Source organism: Xenorhabdus ishibashii (genome assembly GCF_002632755.1).
In the GTDB taxonomy this organism is placed as follows: Bacteria; Pseudomonadota; Gammaproteobacteria; order Enterobacterales; family Enterobacteriaceae; genus Xenorhabdus; species Xenorhabdus ishibashii.
The window spans coordinates 2,929,944-2,947,973 of record NZ_NJAK01000001.1 but is presented as its reverse complement, the minus strand read 5'-3'; the positions used below and the strand labels follow the sequence as shown (position 1 = coordinate 2,947,973).

20 protein-coding genes are annotated in these 18,030 nt (G+C 42.1%); 4 read left to right on the top strand and 16 right to left on the bottom strand.

Going from position 1 to position 18,030, the window contains the following annotated elements:
- Nucleotides 1–228 precede the first annotated feature (228 nt).
- A complete protein-coding gene (locus tag Xish_RS13985; protein WP_099116568.1) occupies nt 229–1,113 on the top strand; it encodes an IS982 family transposase in 885 nt (294 codons plus the stop codon).
- A 91-nt stretch (nt 1,114–1,204) separates the two neighbouring features.
- On the opposite strand, the gene hutC is transcribed toward Xish_RS13985, so the two are convergent.
- Genes hutC through hutI form a run of 3 tightly spaced genes read right to left on the bottom strand, consistent with a single transcriptional unit; the run spans nt 1,205 to nt 4,220 of the window.
- Nucleotides 1,205–1,936, bottom strand: a complete 732-nt coding sequence (gene hutC / locus Xish_RS13980) for a histidine utilization repressor (protein ID WP_425274999.1) — start codon at nt 1,934–1,936, stop codon at nt 1,205–1,207.
- A gap of 37 nt (nt 1,937–1,973) precedes the next feature.
- Nucleotides 1,974–2,933, bottom strand: coding sequence for a formimidoylglutamase (hutG, locus tag Xish_RS13975; RefSeq protein WP_099118351.1), 960 nt, complete (start codon nt 2,931–2,933; stop codon nt 1,974–1,976).
- An 18-nt stretch (nt 2,934–2,951) separates the two neighbouring features.
- Nucleotides 2,952–4,220, bottom strand: a complete 1,269-nt coding sequence (gene hutI / locus Xish_RS13970) for an imidazolonepropionase (protein ID WP_099118350.1) — start codon at nt 4,218–4,220, stop codon at nt 2,952–2,954.
- Nucleotides 4,221–4,402: 182 nt separating this feature from the next.
- Here hutI and smrB point away from each other — a divergent pair, with 182 nt between their 5' ends.
- Nucleotides 4,403–4,945 carry an endonuclease SmrB gene (smrB, locus tag Xish_RS13965; RefSeq protein ID WP_099118349.1) on the top strand — a complete coding sequence of 181 codons (543 nt, stop codon included), beginning with the start codon at nt 4,403–4,405 and terminating at the stop codon, nt 4,943–4,945.
- A gap of 47 nt (nt 4,946–4,992) precedes the next feature.
- Here smrB and sixA read toward each other — a convergent pair whose 3' ends face one another.
- From sixA to Xish_RS13945, 4 genes are all read right to left on the bottom strand, one after another.
- On the bottom strand, nt 4,993–5,475 hold the full coding sequence (gene sixA, locus Xish_RS13960; protein ID WP_099118348.1) for a phosphohistidine phosphatase SixA: 483 nt from the start codon (nt 5,473–5,475) through the stop codon (nt 4,993–4,995).
- A 363-nt stretch (nt 5,476–5,838) separates the two neighbouring features.
- Nucleotides 5,839–8,022: a fatty acid oxidation complex subunit alpha FadJ gene (gene fadJ / locus Xish_RS13955; RefSeq protein WP_099118347.1), complete on the bottom strand. Its 2,184-nt coding sequence runs from the start codon at nt 8,020–8,022 to the stop codon at nt 5,839–5,841.
- Complete coding sequence (gene fadI / locus Xish_RS13950; protein WP_099118346.1) at nt 8,022–9,332, bottom strand: acetyl-CoA C-acyltransferase FadI; 1,311 nt, start codon at nt 9,330–9,332, stop codon at nt 8,022–8,024. Before fadI ends, fadJ begins: the two co-directional genes overlap by 1 nt.
- 288 nt (nt 9,333–9,620) lie before the next feature.
- Nucleotides 9,621–9,917, bottom strand: coding sequence for a YfcZ/YiiS family protein (locus Xish_RS13945; protein ID WP_099118345.1), 297 nt, complete (start codon nt 9,915–9,917; stop codon nt 9,621–9,623).
- 362 nt (nt 9,918–10,279) lie between these two features.
- On the opposite strand from Xish_RS13945, the gene fadL reads away from it, so the two are divergent.
- Nucleotides 10,280–11,590: a long-chain fatty acid transporter FadL gene (fadL, locus tag Xish_RS13940; RefSeq protein ID WP_099118344.1), complete on the top strand. Its 1,311-nt coding sequence runs from the start codon at nt 10,280–10,282 to the stop codon at nt 11,588–11,590.
- Between the two features lie 90 nt (nt 11,591–11,680).
- On the opposite strand, the gene Xish_RS13935 is transcribed toward fadL, so the two are convergent.
- The 8 genes from Xish_RS13935 to Xish_RS13900 all read right to left on the bottom strand — a co-directional run bounded on the left by Xish_RS13935 (nt 11,681) and on the right by Xish_RS13900 (nt 15,696).
- The gene (locus Xish_RS13935) at nt 11,681–12,565 is read right to left on the bottom strand and encodes an IS982 family transposase (RefSeq protein ID WP_099118768.1); all 885 of its coding nucleotides are present in this window, start codon (nt 12,563–12,565) and stop codon (nt 11,681–11,683) included.
- A 94-nt stretch (nt 12,566–12,659) separates the two neighbouring features.
- On the bottom strand, nt 12,660–13,412 hold the full coding sequence (mlaA, locus tag Xish_RS13930) for a phospholipid-binding lipoprotein MlaA (protein ID WP_074023106.1): 753 nt from the start codon (nt 13,410–13,412) through the stop codon (nt 12,660–12,662).
- A gap of 418 nt (nt 13,413–13,830) precedes the next feature.
- Nucleotides 13,831–14,220: a phage tail fiber protein gene (locus tag Xish_RS13925; RefSeq protein WP_099118343.1), complete on the bottom strand. Its 390-nt coding sequence runs from the start codon at nt 14,218–14,220 to the stop codon at nt 13,831–13,833.
- Complete coding sequence (locus tag Xish_RS13920) at nt 14,217–14,435, bottom strand: hypothetical protein (RefSeq protein ID WP_099118342.1); 219 nt, start codon at nt 14,433–14,435, stop codon at nt 14,217–14,219. Before Xish_RS13920 ends, Xish_RS13925 begins: the two co-directional genes overlap by 4 nt.
- An 11-nt stretch (nt 14,436–14,446) precedes the next feature.
- Nucleotides 14,447–14,848 (bottom strand): structural protein, encoded by a 402-nt coding sequence (locus Xish_RS13915; protein ID WP_099118341.1) that lies wholly within the window; start codon nt 14,846–14,848, stop codon nt 14,447–14,449.
- Nucleotides 14,849–14,852: 4 nt separating this feature from the next.
- Nucleotides 14,853–15,056, bottom strand: coding sequence for a hypothetical protein (locus Xish_RS13910; protein WP_099118340.1), 204 nt, complete (start codon nt 15,054–15,056; stop codon nt 14,853–14,855).
- Nucleotides 15,053–15,376, bottom strand: coding sequence for a hypothetical protein (locus tag Xish_RS13905; protein ID WP_099118339.1), 324 nt, complete (start codon nt 15,374–15,376; stop codon nt 15,053–15,055). The genes Xish_RS13910 and Xish_RS13905 overlap by 4 nt, the downstream gene beginning before the upstream one ends.
- Nucleotides 15,376–15,696, bottom strand: coding sequence for a phage holin, lambda family (locus Xish_RS13900; protein ID WP_244185927.1), 321 nt, complete (start codon nt 15,694–15,696; stop codon nt 15,376–15,378). Before Xish_RS13900 ends, Xish_RS13905 begins: the two co-directional genes overlap by 1 nt.
- A gap of 248 nt (nt 15,697–15,944) precedes the next feature.
- Here Xish_RS13900 and Xish_RS13895 point away from each other — a divergent pair, with 248 nt between their 5' ends.
- Complete coding sequence (locus Xish_RS13895; protein WP_099118338.1) at nt 15,945–16,748, top strand: DUF3800 domain-containing protein; 804 nt, start codon at nt 15,945–15,947, stop codon at nt 16,746–16,748.
- A 282-nt stretch (nt 16,749–17,030) separates the two neighbouring features.
- On the opposite strand, the gene Xish_RS13890 is transcribed toward Xish_RS13895, so the two are convergent.
- Nucleotides 17,031–17,915, bottom strand: coding sequence for an IS982 family transposase (locus tag Xish_RS13890; protein ID WP_099116568.1), 885 nt, complete (start codon nt 17,913–17,915; stop codon nt 17,031–17,033).
- Nucleotides 17,916–18,030: the final 115 nt, after the last annotated feature.

The window sequence follows — 18,030 nt, the reverse complement described above, 5'->3', positions numbered from 1 at the left end:
TTAATGATGCGGGTAAAATATTTTTTTGATAAAAATCAAAAAGATGATATTGATCTGTTTCATGATAAACAGGTAAATATTTTTACTTGTTTTGTGTTTAACATCACATTGATTTTACATTATCGTTACAATAATTAACCCGAATTCTGGATAAGAAATTGACGAGAAGCCTGTTCCAGGAGCAAAGTTTTGGTGCACACCGAAAACAACTCCGAGGGGGAACAGGCTATGGACAAGTTAGTTGAAATTTTCTGTGATGTCGATGATTTTTGCCGTTTTTTCATTCCTCAATGGGAACAATTTTGCCTTGAGAGTGGGCATCGTTTACGCCGCCGACAAGGTCATATGTATCCCAGTGAAATCATGACCATTTTGATCCTTTTTCATATGTCGCATTACCGTGATTTTAAAAATTTTTATTTGAAACATATTTGGCAATACCACCACCGCGACTTCGCCACTTTACTCAGTTATACCCGTTTTATCAGCGTTGCCCCTTCCGTTTTGGTGCCATTATGCAGCTATCTGACTCAATTAAAAGGGAAACCCACAGGCATTGCTTTTATTGATTCCACCAGTTTGAGTGTCTGCCATAACATTCGCATCCCTCGACATAAGGTCTTTGCGGGGATCGCACAGCGTGGAAAAAATTCAATGGGATGGTTTTATGGTTTCAAATTACACTTGGTTGTCAATCATCAGGGGGAAATTCTCGCGCTTAAAGTCACGGCCGGTAATGTGGATGATCGGGAACCGGTTCGCGAATTAACCACAGAATTAATGGGTTCTCTTTACGGCGATAAAGGTTATCTGAGTCAGGAATTGGCGGACGATTTAGCCAACAGCGGTGTCACTTTCATCACGAAAAAACGGCGTAACATGAAAGCCCGTATGCAAGCTGAGTGGGATAAGATAATGTTAAAAAAGCGTTTTATCATTGAAACGATTAATGGCCAATTAAAATTAATTTCTCAGATAGAGCACTCTCGCCACCGAAGTATAAGAGGATTTATGTTGACCGTTTTAGGTGGACTGATCGCTTACTGCCTTAAATTGAAAAAACCATCACTGAAAGTTTTCTACTCAGAAGACGCTGTTCCAATGATGGCTTAAGCAGAATTCGGGTTAATTAGTAAAAAAACCTCTTCCACCTAAATAAGGGAAAAGAGGTTTTTGCAGCTTAGTTTTTTCAGTATAAGGAAACTTATGAACTGAAACGTCCTTTCAATTTATATCGATGTCCGGGAAACAATAACCTGGCACTGGAAACAATAAATTCTTTCGACCAGGTTCGCCGGCTGATTAACAAACAAGGTGTATTTGCCTCAATTTGTAATAATCGGCAAGAGAGGGCATCTCCCGCGACAGCTTCAACAATATGTTCTCCTTCCGTCAATGGCGCTACTCGGGATAAGTAATCATGGGCTGTTTGCTGACGGAAATCTTGCTGCAAATATTCCGGTGCTGCCCGAACATTGACGAAGCGATCTTCAATTTGCACAGGTACATCATTTTCATAATGTACAATAATAGAATGGTAGAGAGGCGCTCCCACTGCAATGTTGAATTCGGCAGCCTGAGTCATGCTGGCGTTCACTTCAGCGAGTTTTAGTACCTTGCAATTATGACGGTTAGAGCGGGAAGCTATTTCATCGGCAATACTGTGAATTTCAAATAACGCAGATTGACCTTTCGGCTCAGAAACAAACGAACCCACGCCTTGCAAACGAAACAGAAAACCTTCTGCCGTTAGCTCCCTCAATGCCCGATTAGCTGTCATACGGCTACAATTAAATTGCCTGACTAGCTCCGCTTCCGAAGGAACCCGATCATGCGGTTTCCATTCCCCTGTATAGATCTTCTCAATAATTGCTTGTTTGACTTTTGCATATAAAGGTACTGGCTTGGTATATATATCTGGTAAATCGTCTGTCACTATCCCTTCCTTCTCACTTGCTACTCTTCCCACTGGCCTATTTATTCCACCAGTGTACCAACTGCCATGCAAGGCGAGCCGCCGCTTTTCCTCCCATTCCCTGAATATCATATAAAGGGTTAAGCTCAACTAAATCTACAGCTTGCAATTTTTTACTCTGACAGATGAATTGCACTAATGGCAATAAACGCTCCAGCGGAACTCCCAACGCCGCAGGTGCGGAAACGGCTGGCATTTGCCAAATTGGCAGCACATCCAAATCGATAGTCATATAAATGATATCAACCTGATTAATTATATCTTGTAATTGCTGCTGTACCTTATCCAACATAGATTCAACACAATGAGTATCCCAGATAATGGTGACATCAAGATGATTAGCCTCATCCAGTAATGCCTGAGTATTTGATGCCAAACTGGCACCAACACAACTGTAATTAAATGGACGCTGGTGTTGCTGGCAGTAATGCGCAAGTTGCCGAAATGGAGTTCCTGATGTAGGTTGCGGTGAATTTCGCAGATCCAAATGGGCATCAAAATTGATGATACCGACACGCTGCTCCGAAAACGCACGGTAAATTCCCAGCCCATGGGCAAATGCCGTTTCATGCCCGCCACCAAAAATCAGCGTTTTCATCTTATGCTGCTGGCATTCATAGACAGCATCACTGAGCGCCTGCTGTGCCTCACTCAACTCACCAGAATTGGCGCGAATATTGCCCAAATCCACCAACTGATCATGGCCGTCATAACTCGCCAGATTTGCCAACGACTGGCGCAAATATTCTGGCCCCAATTTCGCTCCTGGACGTCCCTGATTAAGTTTAACGCCTTCATCACATTCAAATCCCAATAGCGCAATGTGATGAGGAAATTTTTCTGGTGAGAAACTGACTGGTTGTTTTATTGTCTGGAACAGACGTAAGGCATTATTGGCTTCTACGAGATCATTGCGCCCTTGCCAAATGTTTTCTGATGTTGGATGCCATAAATTCATATTTTTCCCTCACCACCATTAATTAAAGCTATTTAAGTCATCACGATGCGTAATTTCGCCATGATAAATACGATAAACCAACGGGTTATGTCCTAGTTCATAGAAGATATCAACGGGTTTCTGAGCATCCCAAACGACAAAGTCCGCCATAAAACCTGCCGCTAATTGGCCGTGACTTTCTTCCCGCCCCAATGCCTGAGCGGCATGAATAGTGACTCCCTGCCACACTTCTTCTGGTGTCAAACCAAATTGTACGCAAGCCATATTCATGATCAGGCGCAAAGAAGCAAAAGGACTGGTTCCGGGATTAAAATCTGTCGAAATAGCCATTGGGACACCATATTGGCGCAATAATGCAATAGGAGGGCGTTGAGTTTCTCTCAGGAAATAAAATGCCCCTGGCAACAATACGGCGACGGTTCCACTACGGCTGATGGCTTCAATTCCCTTTTCATCCAAGTGCTCAACATGATCAACCGATAAACCTTGATATTCAGCAACCAGTTCACTTCCTCCCAAATTGGAAAGTTGCTCAACATGACCTTTTACGGGAATATTTAAGCGTTTTGCTGTTGCAAACAGGCGTTTGGTCTGGCTCAGATTGAAACCCACTGTTTCACAGAATACATCTACAGCTTCGAATAACTGTTTTTGCCAGAGAGTAGGCAGGATGGAATCACAAACTAAGTCAATATAAGCATCAGGATTATGTTTATATTCAGGGGGGACAGCATGGGCAGAAAGTAATGTTGGGCTAATTTCGATGGGATTTTTCTGTGCCAATGCCCGCACAACCTTCAACTGTTTTTCTTCAGTTGCCAGATCTAATCCATAACCTGATTTCATCTCAATTGTTGTCACCCCTTCAGCCATCAATGCATTGAGACGCTTCTGGGATACGTTTTCCAACTGTTGAGCCGAACTATTGCGGGTGGCATTCACTGTGGAATTAATACCTCCCCCTTTAGCACTGATTTCTTCATAAGAAATCCCATTCAGGCGTTGTTCCCACTCAGAGGCTCTGTTGCCACCAAAAACTAAATGAGTGTGGCAATCGATTAAGCCAGGTGTGATCAAGCGCTGCTCTGCGTCAATGATTTTACATTGGTTGGCTGGTACGCTATCTGTCGGCAAAATCGCTAAGATTTTTTCATCTCGCACAATAAGATCATGCTGTTCTAACATGCCGTAATGACTTTCACCATCGACGCTTTTAATTGCAGGGTTCATTGTGGCAAGTTTGGCATTACGCCATATGACATCAGTGTCTCTTAATTCAATCGACATTGTACTATCCTGTTATTTTTCTTGTTTGTATCAGAACTCATGTTGTATATACATTTATTTTATAACCAAACCTAATTGTCAAATCATTTTGTGAACAATTTGTTACTTAAAATGATAACGGCCAAGAAAAATCACAAAAAATCATGTACACTTGCCAAAAGCTGTGAGTAAATGAATGTGTAATGAAGAAGAAATATCAACTAAACTCAGAAGACATCAGTCTATTCAGAACGTCTGTTACAGGAACCCGTTGTATCGCGCAAGATACGGTTTCCCATCCCCCGAAAAGAAAAAAAATTAACCATGTTGCCCCTGAGCGCCTGATGCAAGAGCAAGCGGATGCCAGTTACTATTTTTCCGATGAGTTCCAGCCAAATTTGGATATGGAAGGCCCGACTCGTTATATTCGGGAAGGTGACAGTCATTACGAATTAAAGAAATTGCGCCGCGGAGATTATTCCCCTGAACTTTTTCTGGATTTACATGGGTTAACTCAGTTACAAGCCAAACAAGAAATTGGGGCATTAATCGCTGCCTGTCGTCGTGAACACGTCTATTGTGCCTGCGTTATGCATGGTCATGGTAAACATATTCTCAAACAACAAGCCCCGTTATGGCTTGCCCAACATCCTGATATTATTGCTTTCCATCAGGCTCCCAAAGAGTGGGGAGGGAACGCTGCGTTACTCATTTTGGTGGAAATGGATGAGTTTACGCGGCGCTAATTTGGTTGTTATATTTAATTCAATTGTCTAATAATTAAGGTGTCTGGTTAGGATTTCGCCGCTAATTGTGCTGGGGATGTTTGCCATAACAGACACCCTTTTTCTGTCTGATGATCCAACTCAACACAAGCAATGCTGGATGTAGCAAACATCGGCGGCGTTTGTTCAGGGCAAAGCTCAGAAACCAAATAGCCGACCAACGGTAAATGAGAAACCACCAATACAGATTGATGCCCCTGTGTTGACAACACATGTAAATAGCTGGCAACCAGAGCAACATCACCTGATGGCGTTAACTCAGCCAGTATTTCTTCATTGTCAGGAAGCACCAAATTTTCCCGTACTACTTTTAATGTTTGTTCTGCACGGACATAAGGGCTGACCAAAACACAATCAATATCAGGCGATTGCTGCGAAAGCCAATAAGCCATTTTCTGTGATTCTTGGCACCCCTGGGATGTCAGTTCCCGCGCTACATCACTGATTGCATTCAAAGCAGCATCACCGTGACGCATAATAAAAACGTACATAATTCACCGTCGAGTTTAATTGCAAACTTGTCTTAAAATAACATACATTTGCCATTATTGAGATAAGTCATTGGTTATACTGAATTAATAGATAAGTTCAAGTGCTATTATCAAGCGAATATTTGACATATACCCTATAGATTTACAAAGAGTATAAAAACGTTTCAATGAGAGCTAATTGGCATTCTGCCTTAAAACCAAGGTAAATAAAATGACTAAAAAAATTTATCTCTCTCTATTGTTATGCCGTATGATTATTTTTATATACTCAATAAAACCCATGAACAAACAATTAATTAACATAAAAAATCGGCTCTAAATTAACAGAGCCGATCCGACTGATTATTAAAAATAAAATTCAAGTTATGCGTAAAATTTCTTTTTCTGTTCAGCCATCTGGACTAAACGCTCACAAGGAGTAAATCTTTCTCCGTATTGCGGCACCAGACGACGTAAAGTTTCTACAACTTTATCACTGCCAAGCTTATCGATATAACGGAATGGTCCTCCCAGGAATGGCGGGAATCCGATGCCAAATACAGCGCCAATATCACCATCACGGGGGTTTCTGATAATGCCCTCATCCAAACAGCGTACTGCTTCATTCAGCATCAGAATGACACAACGCTGGGCAATGTCAGCAGGTAACATTTTTATATCTGGCTTAATTTTTAATAAGGAATAAATCGATGTGTCCACTTCTTTATTGGATTTTTTGCCAAAAGGCCAGAATGAGCTTTTTTTATTCGCATACAAATAAAAACCGCGCCCATTCTTTTTACCCTTTCGGTCATCCTTCAAAATTGCAGCCAAAATCTCTGGCGCTTCAAATCGGCTTCCCAATTCTTCTACCAAAACAGGGATAATTTTGGTGCCTACATCTATGCCAACTTCATCCAGCAGATTGATAGGGCCAATAGGAAAACCGAAATTCATTAAAGCATTATCAATATGTTCAATCGGCTCACCTTCCAATACACAATAACCAGCCTCATTAATGTAAGGTGTCAGAATTCGGTTCACATAAAAGCCTGCTTTATCCCCGACAACAATCGCTGTTTTTCCCTGTTTTTTGGCTAACGCTACAGCAGTTGCGATCGTTTTTTCACTCGTTCCCGCATGTGGAATAACTTCCACCAACGGCATTTTGTCTACAGGGCTGAAATAGTGAAGACCAATCACCTGTTCTGGCCGAGTCGCAGCTTCAGCGATCTTATGGATTGGCAATGAAGAAGTGTTAGATGCAAAAATAGTTTCAGGTTTGGTATGCTCTTCAATTTCTGCAACCATTTTGCGTTTCAATACTAAATCTTCAAATACTGCTTCGACTACAATATCAACCTGTTTGAATCCACTGTAATCCGTGGTTCCTGTCAATAATGACATCTGATGGGAACGCTCACTGGATTTCAAACGACGCTGTTTTACCCGTTTAGAGAGAAGATCCCATGTATATTTCAATGCCTGATTGATGCCTTTCTCATGAATATCTTTGATGCGAGCAGGCAGATTTCCTCGCGTTACGGTTACATTGGCAATACCGCCCCCCATCAAGCCTCCTCCCAAAATCCCTACATGTTTGATTTCGGCGGGCTGTTCTGAAGAGCCAGTTTCGTTCTTCAATGTTGTAGAAGCAAAAAATAGACTTCGCAATGCTTCTGATTCCTGCGTCATCGCCAGCTCACCAAATGCCTTGGCTTCAAGCTGAAAACCTTTCTCTGAGCCTTTTTCCAGGCCGGCACAAATCACATTGATGATTTTCTCTGGTGCGGGATAATGACCACGCGTTTTTTCTCGCGTTTTTTTATGAACCATCTGGAATAACAATGGCCGACCCAATGTACTTGCCAGTATACGCTGCGACCATGCCAATGGCTTACGCTTCACGATGCCTTTTTTAACATATTGCACCGCAACATCCAGCAAGATATCTAAAGGAACCGCATCATCCACAACACCCAACCGTTGCGCCTGTTTTGCCTTGAGCTGACGGCCTGTCAATATGATGTCCAAAGCAGCACTGACACCAATCAAACGAGGTAATCTCTGCGTCCCGCCTGAACCTGGTAATAGCCCAAGCTGTACTTCCGGCAAACCAAGGCGGGTTTTCTCATCCAAACTACAAATACGTGCATGGCAAGCCAATGCCAACTCCAGCCCACCGCCTAAGCACGCGCCATGGATCGCAGCGACAACAGGTAAAGGATAATTAGCAAGCTGCGCAAATAGTTTTTGGCCTTTTTCAGCCAATTTTGTTGCTTCTTCCTGGGTTTGGCAGTTAGCTATCATGCTAATATCTGCACCAGCAATGAAGGTATCTGGCTTGCCGGATACAATAACCAGCCCTTTCAAGCCTGAAACTTGTTGCGCTTTTTCAAACACTGTCAAGAACTGTTCAACAAATTCAGCTTTCAGTGTGTTGACTTTCTCTCCTGCTACATCAATGGTAATAATCCCCACCTTGTCGTCCCTGACAGAAAAACGGAATACTGATTGTTCAGGTTGCACTGCTGCTGAAATAACCGTTTCTTTTTCAGTCTGAGCCATTATTCTACCTCCAATACCATTGCTGCACCCAAACCACCCGCAGCACAAGCTGTCGTTAGCCCAAGACCACCACCGCGGCGACGCAATTCATTCAATGTCTGGGTAACCATTCTGGCTCCTGTCGCTGCAAATGGATGCCCATAAGCAATTGATCCCCCTAATACATTGAACTTGTCCATATCCACTTCACCCATTGCCTGAGTACGTCCCAACTTTTCGCGGGCAAATTTCTCACTGGCAAACATTTTTAAATTCGTCAGTGTTTGGGCAGCAAATGCTTCATGCATGTCGATAAGCGTGAGTTCATTCAGAGTGATACCCGCTCGATCCAGCGCCAGTGGTGTTGCATAAGACGGACCCAGTAACATGTCCTGCCAAACATCGATGGCAGAAAACGCATAACTACGCAAATATCCTAGTGGAATCATACCGAGATCTTTGGCAACCGATTCACGCATTAGCATCACTGCCGCTGCGCCATCAGTCAATGGTGTACTGTTTGCCGCTGTGACAGTACCATATTTGCGATCAAAGGCGGGGCGCAATTTGGCATAAGAAGCCAAAGTTGAATTTTTTCTGATGTTGTTATCTTCTGCCAGTGTTTGACTGTATGGCGGGAAATATGCCGATATGACTTCCTCTTGCAAAAATTCTTGCTCCCAGGCTTTAGCCGCCAGCACATGTGAACGGTGCGCCAATGCATCCTGCTCTTCACGACTGATATGATAAGTTTTTGCCATCTGCTCCGCGGTATCCCCCATTCTCAATCCGGTGGAATATTCAGCAACAGCAGGGGATACAGGCAATAAATCACGTAATTTCAAACGGCTGAGTAATTTTAATCGTTGGGAAAGACTTTTGGCTTTATTCATGTCAACTAATGTGCGTGCCAATGACTTAGTCACTCCGATGGGCAAAACGGATGAGGAATCTGCACCCCCAGCGATCCCTATATTGACTACCCCTGCCATAATACTTTCAGCCACGTTTGCAATTGCCTGAAAACTTGTCGCACAGGCACGGGAAACACTATAGGCATCAGTATTCACACTTAAGCCTGCCCCCAAGACAATTTCCCTTGCAATATTCGGTGCTTCCGGCATTTGAACAACCTGTCCAAAAACCAATTGGTCGATCTTCTCAGGCGACAAACCGCTCCTCATGACCAGTTCGCTTACAACAGCCCTTCCTAAGTCAACAGCCGGAATACCGTGGTAGAAAGTTGCCTGTTTCGCAAAAGGAATGCGTAACCCGCTGACAATAGCTACACGTTCCCTTTGTGGTATGACTTTTGTTGAAGAACGCCCCATAGCAACTCCTCATTATTATTAACTAAATCAATTGATTAAAAATATTTACCCACCTCATAAGAGGTCAGACCTGATGATGCATTGTTAACGCAATGTTGGAAAATAGCAAATAGGTATAAACTAAAAATGAGAACAAACTCAACTTTAAACTATTTATAATTTATACAACTTAAATGAGGAATAAGCGACAGGAGTAAAAAGAAAAGGCAATGATTTACAATCCGTTACAAGCAATTTTCTCACTGTTTGATATGGTAAAACAATGAGAAAACCGTTGTTCAGAGTAAATTAACGCAAGCCTAATTGAAAAATGAGGGCTTCTGCTTGACAACTAAAGGTAAAATCCACAGATAATTGCATTCCATCATCAACCGCTTCGATACTGTGGTGTATAACACACGGATCAGACTCCACTAATTTTACCTTTTTTATCAACATATTAAGCATAACTTTTGCTTCTTGCTCACTCGCAAAAAGACACTGGTAAGAAGCGGTACAATCTTCATTATCAATCACTGTTCCCACATCAACACAACAGCAGGCAGCCGTTTCTTCGGCACGACAACGGTTAATCGCATCAGACATTTAATTTCTCTCCGGCTAAAAAAACTTGCTGATAATTCTACGTTCTCCTAACTACCGATAACCAGCACTTACGCTGTTTGGAGCTATTTATCTCACGATTTATTGATCTGACCACGCCTTCAGAAATCCGTTTACACTTCATTAACGGAAGATGTCTATTTTTTGTTAAGCAAGTCCCAATTTAAGAATCATTTTAGTTATATTTAGAAAACATTATTGCAACATATTCTATTATCAAGCCTATACTTCGTTCGCTGGTCTGATTTGTCATTGTTGTCATTGCGACAAATCGACTCTACAATCCCGCGCTCTCAGCTACTTGAGTGGCATGTTAATAATAATTAGACAATGAGGTTTTGGTTATGGACCAGAAAAACCTATTTACACGTTCAGCGTTAGCAGTGGCGGTTGCAATCCTCTCATCCAACGCTAGTGCTGCTGGTTTTCAATTGAATGAATATTCATCATCAGGACTAGGCCGTGCATTTTCTGGGGCAGGTGCCGTTGCAGATAACGCTTCCGTAGGCAGTCGTAACCCTGCGGCCATGACCTTATTTAACAACCCATCGTTTTCTGGTGGTTTGATTTATGTCAACCCAAATGTTGATATTACCGGAAAGTCACCTGTGACTGGTCAGAGCACAGATGCTAAAAACATCGCACCACATGCCTGGATCCCAAACCTACATTTTATTACACCTATCAATGATCAATGGTATGTTGGCGCATCTGCCATAAGCAACTTTGGTTTATCCACAGAATTCAGTAATAATTATCCTGCTGGCCTAAGTGGTGGGAAGACATCACTCAAAACGTTAAACTTTAATCTAAGTGGTGCTTACAAATTTAATGATCAGTTTAGCTTTGGCTTAGGTGTCAATGCTGTTTATGCCGATGCCAAAATCACTCGTTATATGGGTGAAGTTGGTCCTGCAATATCCCGATCGATAGGACTTAATATCCCAGCAACTGCTGAAGCTGCCAAATTGGAAGGTAAAGATTGGGGCTATGGCTGGAATGCAGGACTCCTATATCAGTACGATGAAAACAACCGTTATAGCCTGACGTATCGCTCCAAGGTCAAAGTTAAGTTCAAAAAAGGGGATTACAGCAATGAAATGCCCGCTGCGCTCTCCGATGGCCTCGCTGGCAATACTATTAAAGGTACTCTGGATCTGAACTTACCTGATATGTGGGAACTCTCAGGCTATAACCGCGTTGCACCACAATGGGCAATTCACTATAGCCTCTTATATACAGGCTGGAGCGAATTTAAAGAATTACGCGGGAAAAGCAAAGATTCTGGCGCTACCTTATTCCACAAGCACGAAGGTTTCCGCGATGCTTACCGTATCTCGTTAGGTACAACTTACTATTATGATAATAACTGGACATTCCGTACCGGTATCGCCTTTGATGAAAGCCCTGTACCAGCTAAAAATCGTTCTATCTCCATTCCGGATCAAGATCGTTTTTGGTTTAGCTTAGGAACCACTTATGCGTTCAATAAAGATGCTTCCGTGGATGTTGGTGTTTCCTATATGCGCGGTAAGAAAGTACATGTTAGCGAAAAATTGAAAGAGGATGCATCAGCTCCTTTCGATAGACCATATGAGTTTGATTCTAAAGGAACCGCATGGTTGTATGGCATAAACTTTAACTACTCGTTCTAATACGTGTTCTAACCGAATAACGTAACCTAAAAAAGGATAGCACTCGCTATCCTTTTTTAATTATAGATACCTATTTAACCCGAATTCTGCTTAAGCCATCATTGGAACAGCGTCTTCTGAGTAGAAAACTTTCAGTGATGGTTTTTTCAATTTAAGGCAGTAAGCGATCAGTCCACCTAAAACGGTCAACATAAATCCTCTTATACTTCGGTGGCGAGAGTGCTCTATCTGAGAAATTAATTTTAATTGGCCATTAATCGTTTCAATGATAAAACGCTTTTTTAACATTATCTTATCCCACTCAGCTTGCATACGGGCTTTCATGTTACGCCGTTTTTTCGTGATGAAAGTGACACCGCTGTTGGCTAAATCGTCCGCCAATTCCTGACTCAGATAACCTTTATCGCCGTAAAGAGAACCCATTAATTCTGTGGTTAATTCGCGAACCGGTTCCCGATCATCCACATTACCGGCCGTGACTTTAAGCGCGAGAATTTCCCCCTGATGATTGACAACCAAGTGTAATTTGAAACCATAAAACCATCCCATTGAATTTTTTCCACGCTGTGCGATCCCCGCAAAGACCTTATGTCGAGGGATGCGAATGTTATGGCAGACACTCAAACTGGTGGAATCAATAAAAGCAATGCCTGTGGGTTTCCCTTTTAATTGAGTCAGATAGCTGCATAATGGCACCAAAACGGAAGGGGCAACGCTGATAAAACGGGTATAACTGAGTAAAGTGGCGAAGTCGCGGTGGTGGTATTGCCAAATATGTTTCAAATAAAAATTTTTAAAATCACGGTAATGCGACATATGAAAAAGGATCAAAATGGTCATGATTTCACTGGGATACATATGACCTTGTCGGCGGCGTAAACGATGCCCACTCTCAAGACAAAATTGTTCCCATTGAGAAATAAAAAAACGGCAAAAATCATCGACATCACAGAAAATTTCAACTAACTTGTCCATAGCCTGTTCCCCCTCGGAGTTGTTTTCGGTGTGCACCAAAACTTTGCTCCTGGAACAGGCTTCTCGTCAATTTCTTATCCAGAATTCGGGTTATTTAATCTATAGAATCCAATTCATCTTGAATAGTTGCCGCATTAGGATTATTTTCCGGCTCCAACTTACCGCCATTGGCCATAAAATCGTGGCGTTGGAAGTAAGCATCGCGCACCATCAAATAAGGATCCGAAGAGTTCTTTAATAACCCATCAGAATCCAGCAAGCGGGCACGGGTTTCTATACCCTCGACCATCCATTTTCCTACCGACATCCAGCCAGTGAGATAATACAGAACGGGATAAGTTATATCCGCAAAGTTACCACCTTCATCACGCAGAGTAAAACTTCCATAACCAGGCAGAACAACATAGGGACCATATCCCACGTTATAGTATCCCAATGTGCTACCAAAACGCATCGGATCTTCTTTTATCAGTTTGGGGTTCGCCATAGAAGCAACATCAATAAGTCCCCCCATTCCCAACAAGGTATTCAAAAAGAAACGGTTAAAGTGTTTTGCACCTTCATGAACATCACCACGCAAAAAACTGTTGACCATGCTGGCGGGTTCTTCAAGATTACTCATAAAATTGCTAATACCATTTCGAGCAGGCATCGGCACATAATTACGCCAACCTACAGCAACAGGACGCAGTACATACGGATCGAGAACATCATAATTAAAGTTGAACATAGCACGGTTAAACCCTTCCAGCGGATCAGAACGTCCCTGTTCCATCGTATTCGATGAACTGGCACATCCCACAAGTAAGACTGCTGTAAGAGCAACCCCGCTCAGACTATACTTCATATTGTTCTCCATAAAATTATTTTTAGATATTAACTATCGCGTTATATACCAGCTATTGCACCCAATATGTAAAATATACTGCCAATCTTTCATTAATGGTAATCAGGCAATCAAAAAGAGTGGTGATTATATAGGCAAACAGTTCGTTATGCCTTATCTCTGACAAGAAAAACAGGTATACTGCGTTTCGCTGTCCCCTTAGATGGATATAACAAATAAATTAATCAACCAATTGACAAATATACAAAAACTTAAATTACAAATAGATTAAAAGTACACAAATATGTACACAACCAATATCAACCGACTCATTTTATTGCTTCTTAGTTTACTATCCATATCCTAATTTCAAAAGATTTCCATTGCTGAACTATTAGTCAATCTAACAGTTTCAACCCGCAGGAATTGCGGGTTTATTTTATTCCCCCACCTCCCCCTGCCTCACATTCCACACCGAATCTTCCAGCATCTGGACACGGACATCTAAGCGAGTGCCTTCGGGAATGTCGCAGGGTTCACCGTCCTGATAGTAAACTTTTTCTCCGTCCACGATTTCCTTTATCCGCTTGTTCTGGAACCGTTCGGGTAAATGGGTATGCTGACGATGGAATGTCTTGATGGTAATGCAGCCGTCCTTTTGTATCCTGTCATCAATGTAGATAAGTTCCAGCCCGTTTGTAGTGGTCAGCGATTGATTCGCACCAGCCAGCTCCCCGTTCTCTGCATACATCGAATAGATGGAATATACGGCTGAACCCATCAGCACGATAATTACAATCACAGCGCCAAATCTTAATTGCCATTTCATGGCCGCCTACCAACAAATTGATTGTATTTCTTGCCTAAAAAACAGAATCCAAAAACAATCGGCATCAAAATGACCAGTAGTGGCCATATGATTGACATGAACAAAACGACAGCGAACTCCTCCGGATCGTTAGCTCGTTTTTCTATCAATGTAAAAATAATGCATGCCGCAATAAAACCGATAACGTAAATCATTGAACCCAGAATAATACCCATCGTTCAATTCCTCATAGCAGCTCAAACGCCCGCGTAAAAACATCATCTGAATACGGCTGCTTGCCGTTCTCGTGCCGGATAATGGATTTAGCCAGTGCAATCAGCGTCGGTTTATTGATGTCCAGAACTTGATGCTGTTCAGCATTCAGCGCCTTAGCAACACCCTTGATATAGGCTGAGGTGTTGTTTTCCACATTGGGTGCCCAGCGGTTGATGATTTTAGACACGCTGTTATGACCGCCTTTGTGGTAATTGGTCAGCAACTTCATGAGTGCCCGAATGCCATACTCTGGTGACTCGAACCGACAGAACCGCTTTTCAATCTTCGGGTTATGAGGCAATTGACCCTGCCATTTATTCTTTGGGTTGTGATCAATATTGCCCTGATTGTGATTCCTAATGCCTCTGGTCATCAGATTATCCCTCATGGTCGTTCAGCAATTTTTCAACATCCCAACTGCGCATACTGGTGCGAACCTCTCCCCCTGTATCCAGAAAAATAGCTGTACCGCGATTACCGTTGTAATCAATGGAATGAAAATGCGTAATACGTTCTAAAACAACCGTAGTGGAATACATCCGGCTACTGACGCCATAGGGCGGAAAATTATAGGTATTCATGATGCATTCCTATTCATTCGGGATGTTTCGCCAATTTCATACCGATCATCGATGAGTTCGTCATCATCACCATTGAATTTCGCCATCGCATCACAACAGATTGTGCAACAACGATAGTGTATGATTTCACCATCAAATACCCATGTTGATAATCTGGCGATGGATTTCAGGGGGATGATTTCATCGCAGATATGACAGCGAGCCGATTTGCGGGTTATACCGATTTTGTCTTTCAGGCAGCGTTCAGAACCGTCACCAAAATCACCCCAAAATAAATCAAATGACAGAACGGCATCCGTGTAATTTTGGTCTCTTGTCATTATTTATCCCCCAAGCGTTTATTAATGGCACGAACAGCAAACTCACGCAGCTTCTCAACACCAATAAACCCAATGGCACCCCCGATAGCCGGTGCGAAATTGGCAGGAATGCCGAACATCTCCAATCCACTGGATACACTCCATGACAGCGCACCACACAGTAGTGCCTCGACCCAGCGGTTCTTTCGTTCCACGCCGTCATAAATCAGGCGCCCGTAACAAATTAATGCCGCCAAAACAGAGCCGGATATTTGCGGCCATGAGTTTTTCAGGCCGTTTAATATGTCAGCCCATAAATCAGGATTTTCTTTCATCTTCATATTTCCACCCCATCAGAACAATGGGCGTCCGTGGGGTGAACGATGGTTACCCCTGTGAGTTGTAGTGAGTAGAGTGTTGAAACGTTGCGGTGGCGAATGCGTTGTTAATTTTATGATCGAGCTAACTATCCAAGAACAAAGCACCACTCTTTGTGATTTTTGACTAAAACGATCCTTATCAATTAGTTATGCATGTGATTTAATAGGCAAATTAATCACTATGAATCTTTTATACAGAAGGATCTTTCATGAGAGACCCCGGAAAACTAATCTGGCATGTGGCTTGTGATGAATCAGGTATAGATGGACAGCGCTTTTATGGCTTTGGTAGCCTATGGATGAAGTATCAACGCAGAGGTGATTTCTCCCGCATCATTAGAGAACTAAGAGACAAACATAGGTACTATGAAGAAATCAAATGGAAAAAAGCTAACTCCAAGAAATACGCTGATTTTTACAAAGAACTAGTTGATGTTTTCTTCCAGAATCCTTGGTTGGCTTTTCATTGCATTGTTATAGAAAAATCTATGGTCAATAAGGCATTTCATGATGGCGATTACGACTTGGCAATGAGAAAACACTTCACGAAATTAATTTCCACAAAAATAGGTAATGTTATTGCAGCACATCCTGAGCGTGATTGTTTTTTCCGTATAGAAGTCGACCCAATAGCATCCAGGTATAAAAAAGCAGATGAAGCTTTTCATGTAATCGCAAATAACACCCTATTAAAACAATTTGGTAGAAAAAATATTATTAGCTCTGTAGTGACAAAGGATTCAAAAGTCTCAGAGAATATCCAGATATCTGATTTTTTCCTTGGAGCAATAATGAGTTCATATCAAAAAAAAATATCGTCAGATACAAAGATACAGTTAGTGGAAAAAATCGCGGGACACCTTGGATGGAAAACGCTCTGCCACGACACATGGCCAAAAGAGAGAAAATTTAATATCTGGTTTTTTTATGATAAAACGCTTGGGTCAAGAGACATAGAAACAAGAAACGTACAATTATCCGTACCACTTCCTGTAAGAAAAAGAAAAAAGTAGGCGCCGACCTCTCAGCCGACATGGTTGGAGTCCCAGACCTAAGTCGAAGTGACCAACTTGGCGGTTAAACTTTTGGGAGCCGCCTCTTCATTCCCAAAACTATCAAATCTGTGTTGCTAGCATATTAAATAAAAACCAGATTTGCAAATGTAAAGAGTGCCATACAAAAGCTTTATCACTGTTTTATATTCAATTTGTTACCAACAAAATAGATTACGACTACCCACTCAAAACAAAAAAGCCACGCCATGCGCAGCCTTGGATAATTAACCCGAATTCTGCTTAAGCCATCATTGGAACAGCGTCTTCTGAGTAGAAAACTTTCAGTGATGGTTTTTTCAATTTAAGGCAGTAAGCGATCAGTCCACCTAAAACGGTCAACATAAATCCTCTTATACTTCGGTGGCGAGAGTGCTCTATCTGAGAAATTAATTTTAATTGGCCATTAATCGTTTCAATGATAAAACGCTTTTTTAACATTATCTTATCCCACTCAGCTTGCATACGGGCTTTCATGTTACGCCGTTTTTTCGTGATGAAAGTGACACCGCTGTTGGCTAAATCGTCCGCCAATTCCTGACTCAGATAACCTTTATCGCCGTAAAGAGAACCCATTAATTCTGTGGTTAATTCGCGAACCGGTTCCCGATCATCCACATTACCGGCCGTGACTTTAAGCGCGAGAATTTCCCCCTGATGATTGACAACCAAGTGTAATTTGAAACCATAAAACCATCCCATTGAATTTTTTCCACGCTGTGCGATCCCCGCAAAGACCTTATGTCGAGGGATGCGAATGTTATGGCAGACACTCAAACTGGTGGAATCAATAAAAGCAATGCCTGTGGGTTTCCCTTTTAATTGAGTCAGATAGCTGCATAATGGCACCAAAACGGAAGGGGCAACGCTGATAAAACGGGTATAACTGAGTAAAGTGGCGAAGTCGCGGTGGTGGTATTGCCAAATATGTTTCAAATAAAAATTTTTAAAATCACGGTAATGCGACATATGAAAAAGGATCAAAATGGTCATGATTTCACTGGGATACATATGACCTTGTCGGCGGCGTAAACGATGCCCACTCTCAAGGCAAAATTGTTCCCATTGAGGAATGAAAAAACGGCAAAAATCATCGACATCACAGAAAATTTCAACTAACTTGTCCATAGCCTGTTCCCCCTCGGAGTTGTTTTCGGTGTGCACCAAAACTTTGCTCCTGGAACAGGCTTCTCGTCAATTTCTTATCCAGAATTCGGGTTAATTAGCTGTTCGGAATTCCGAT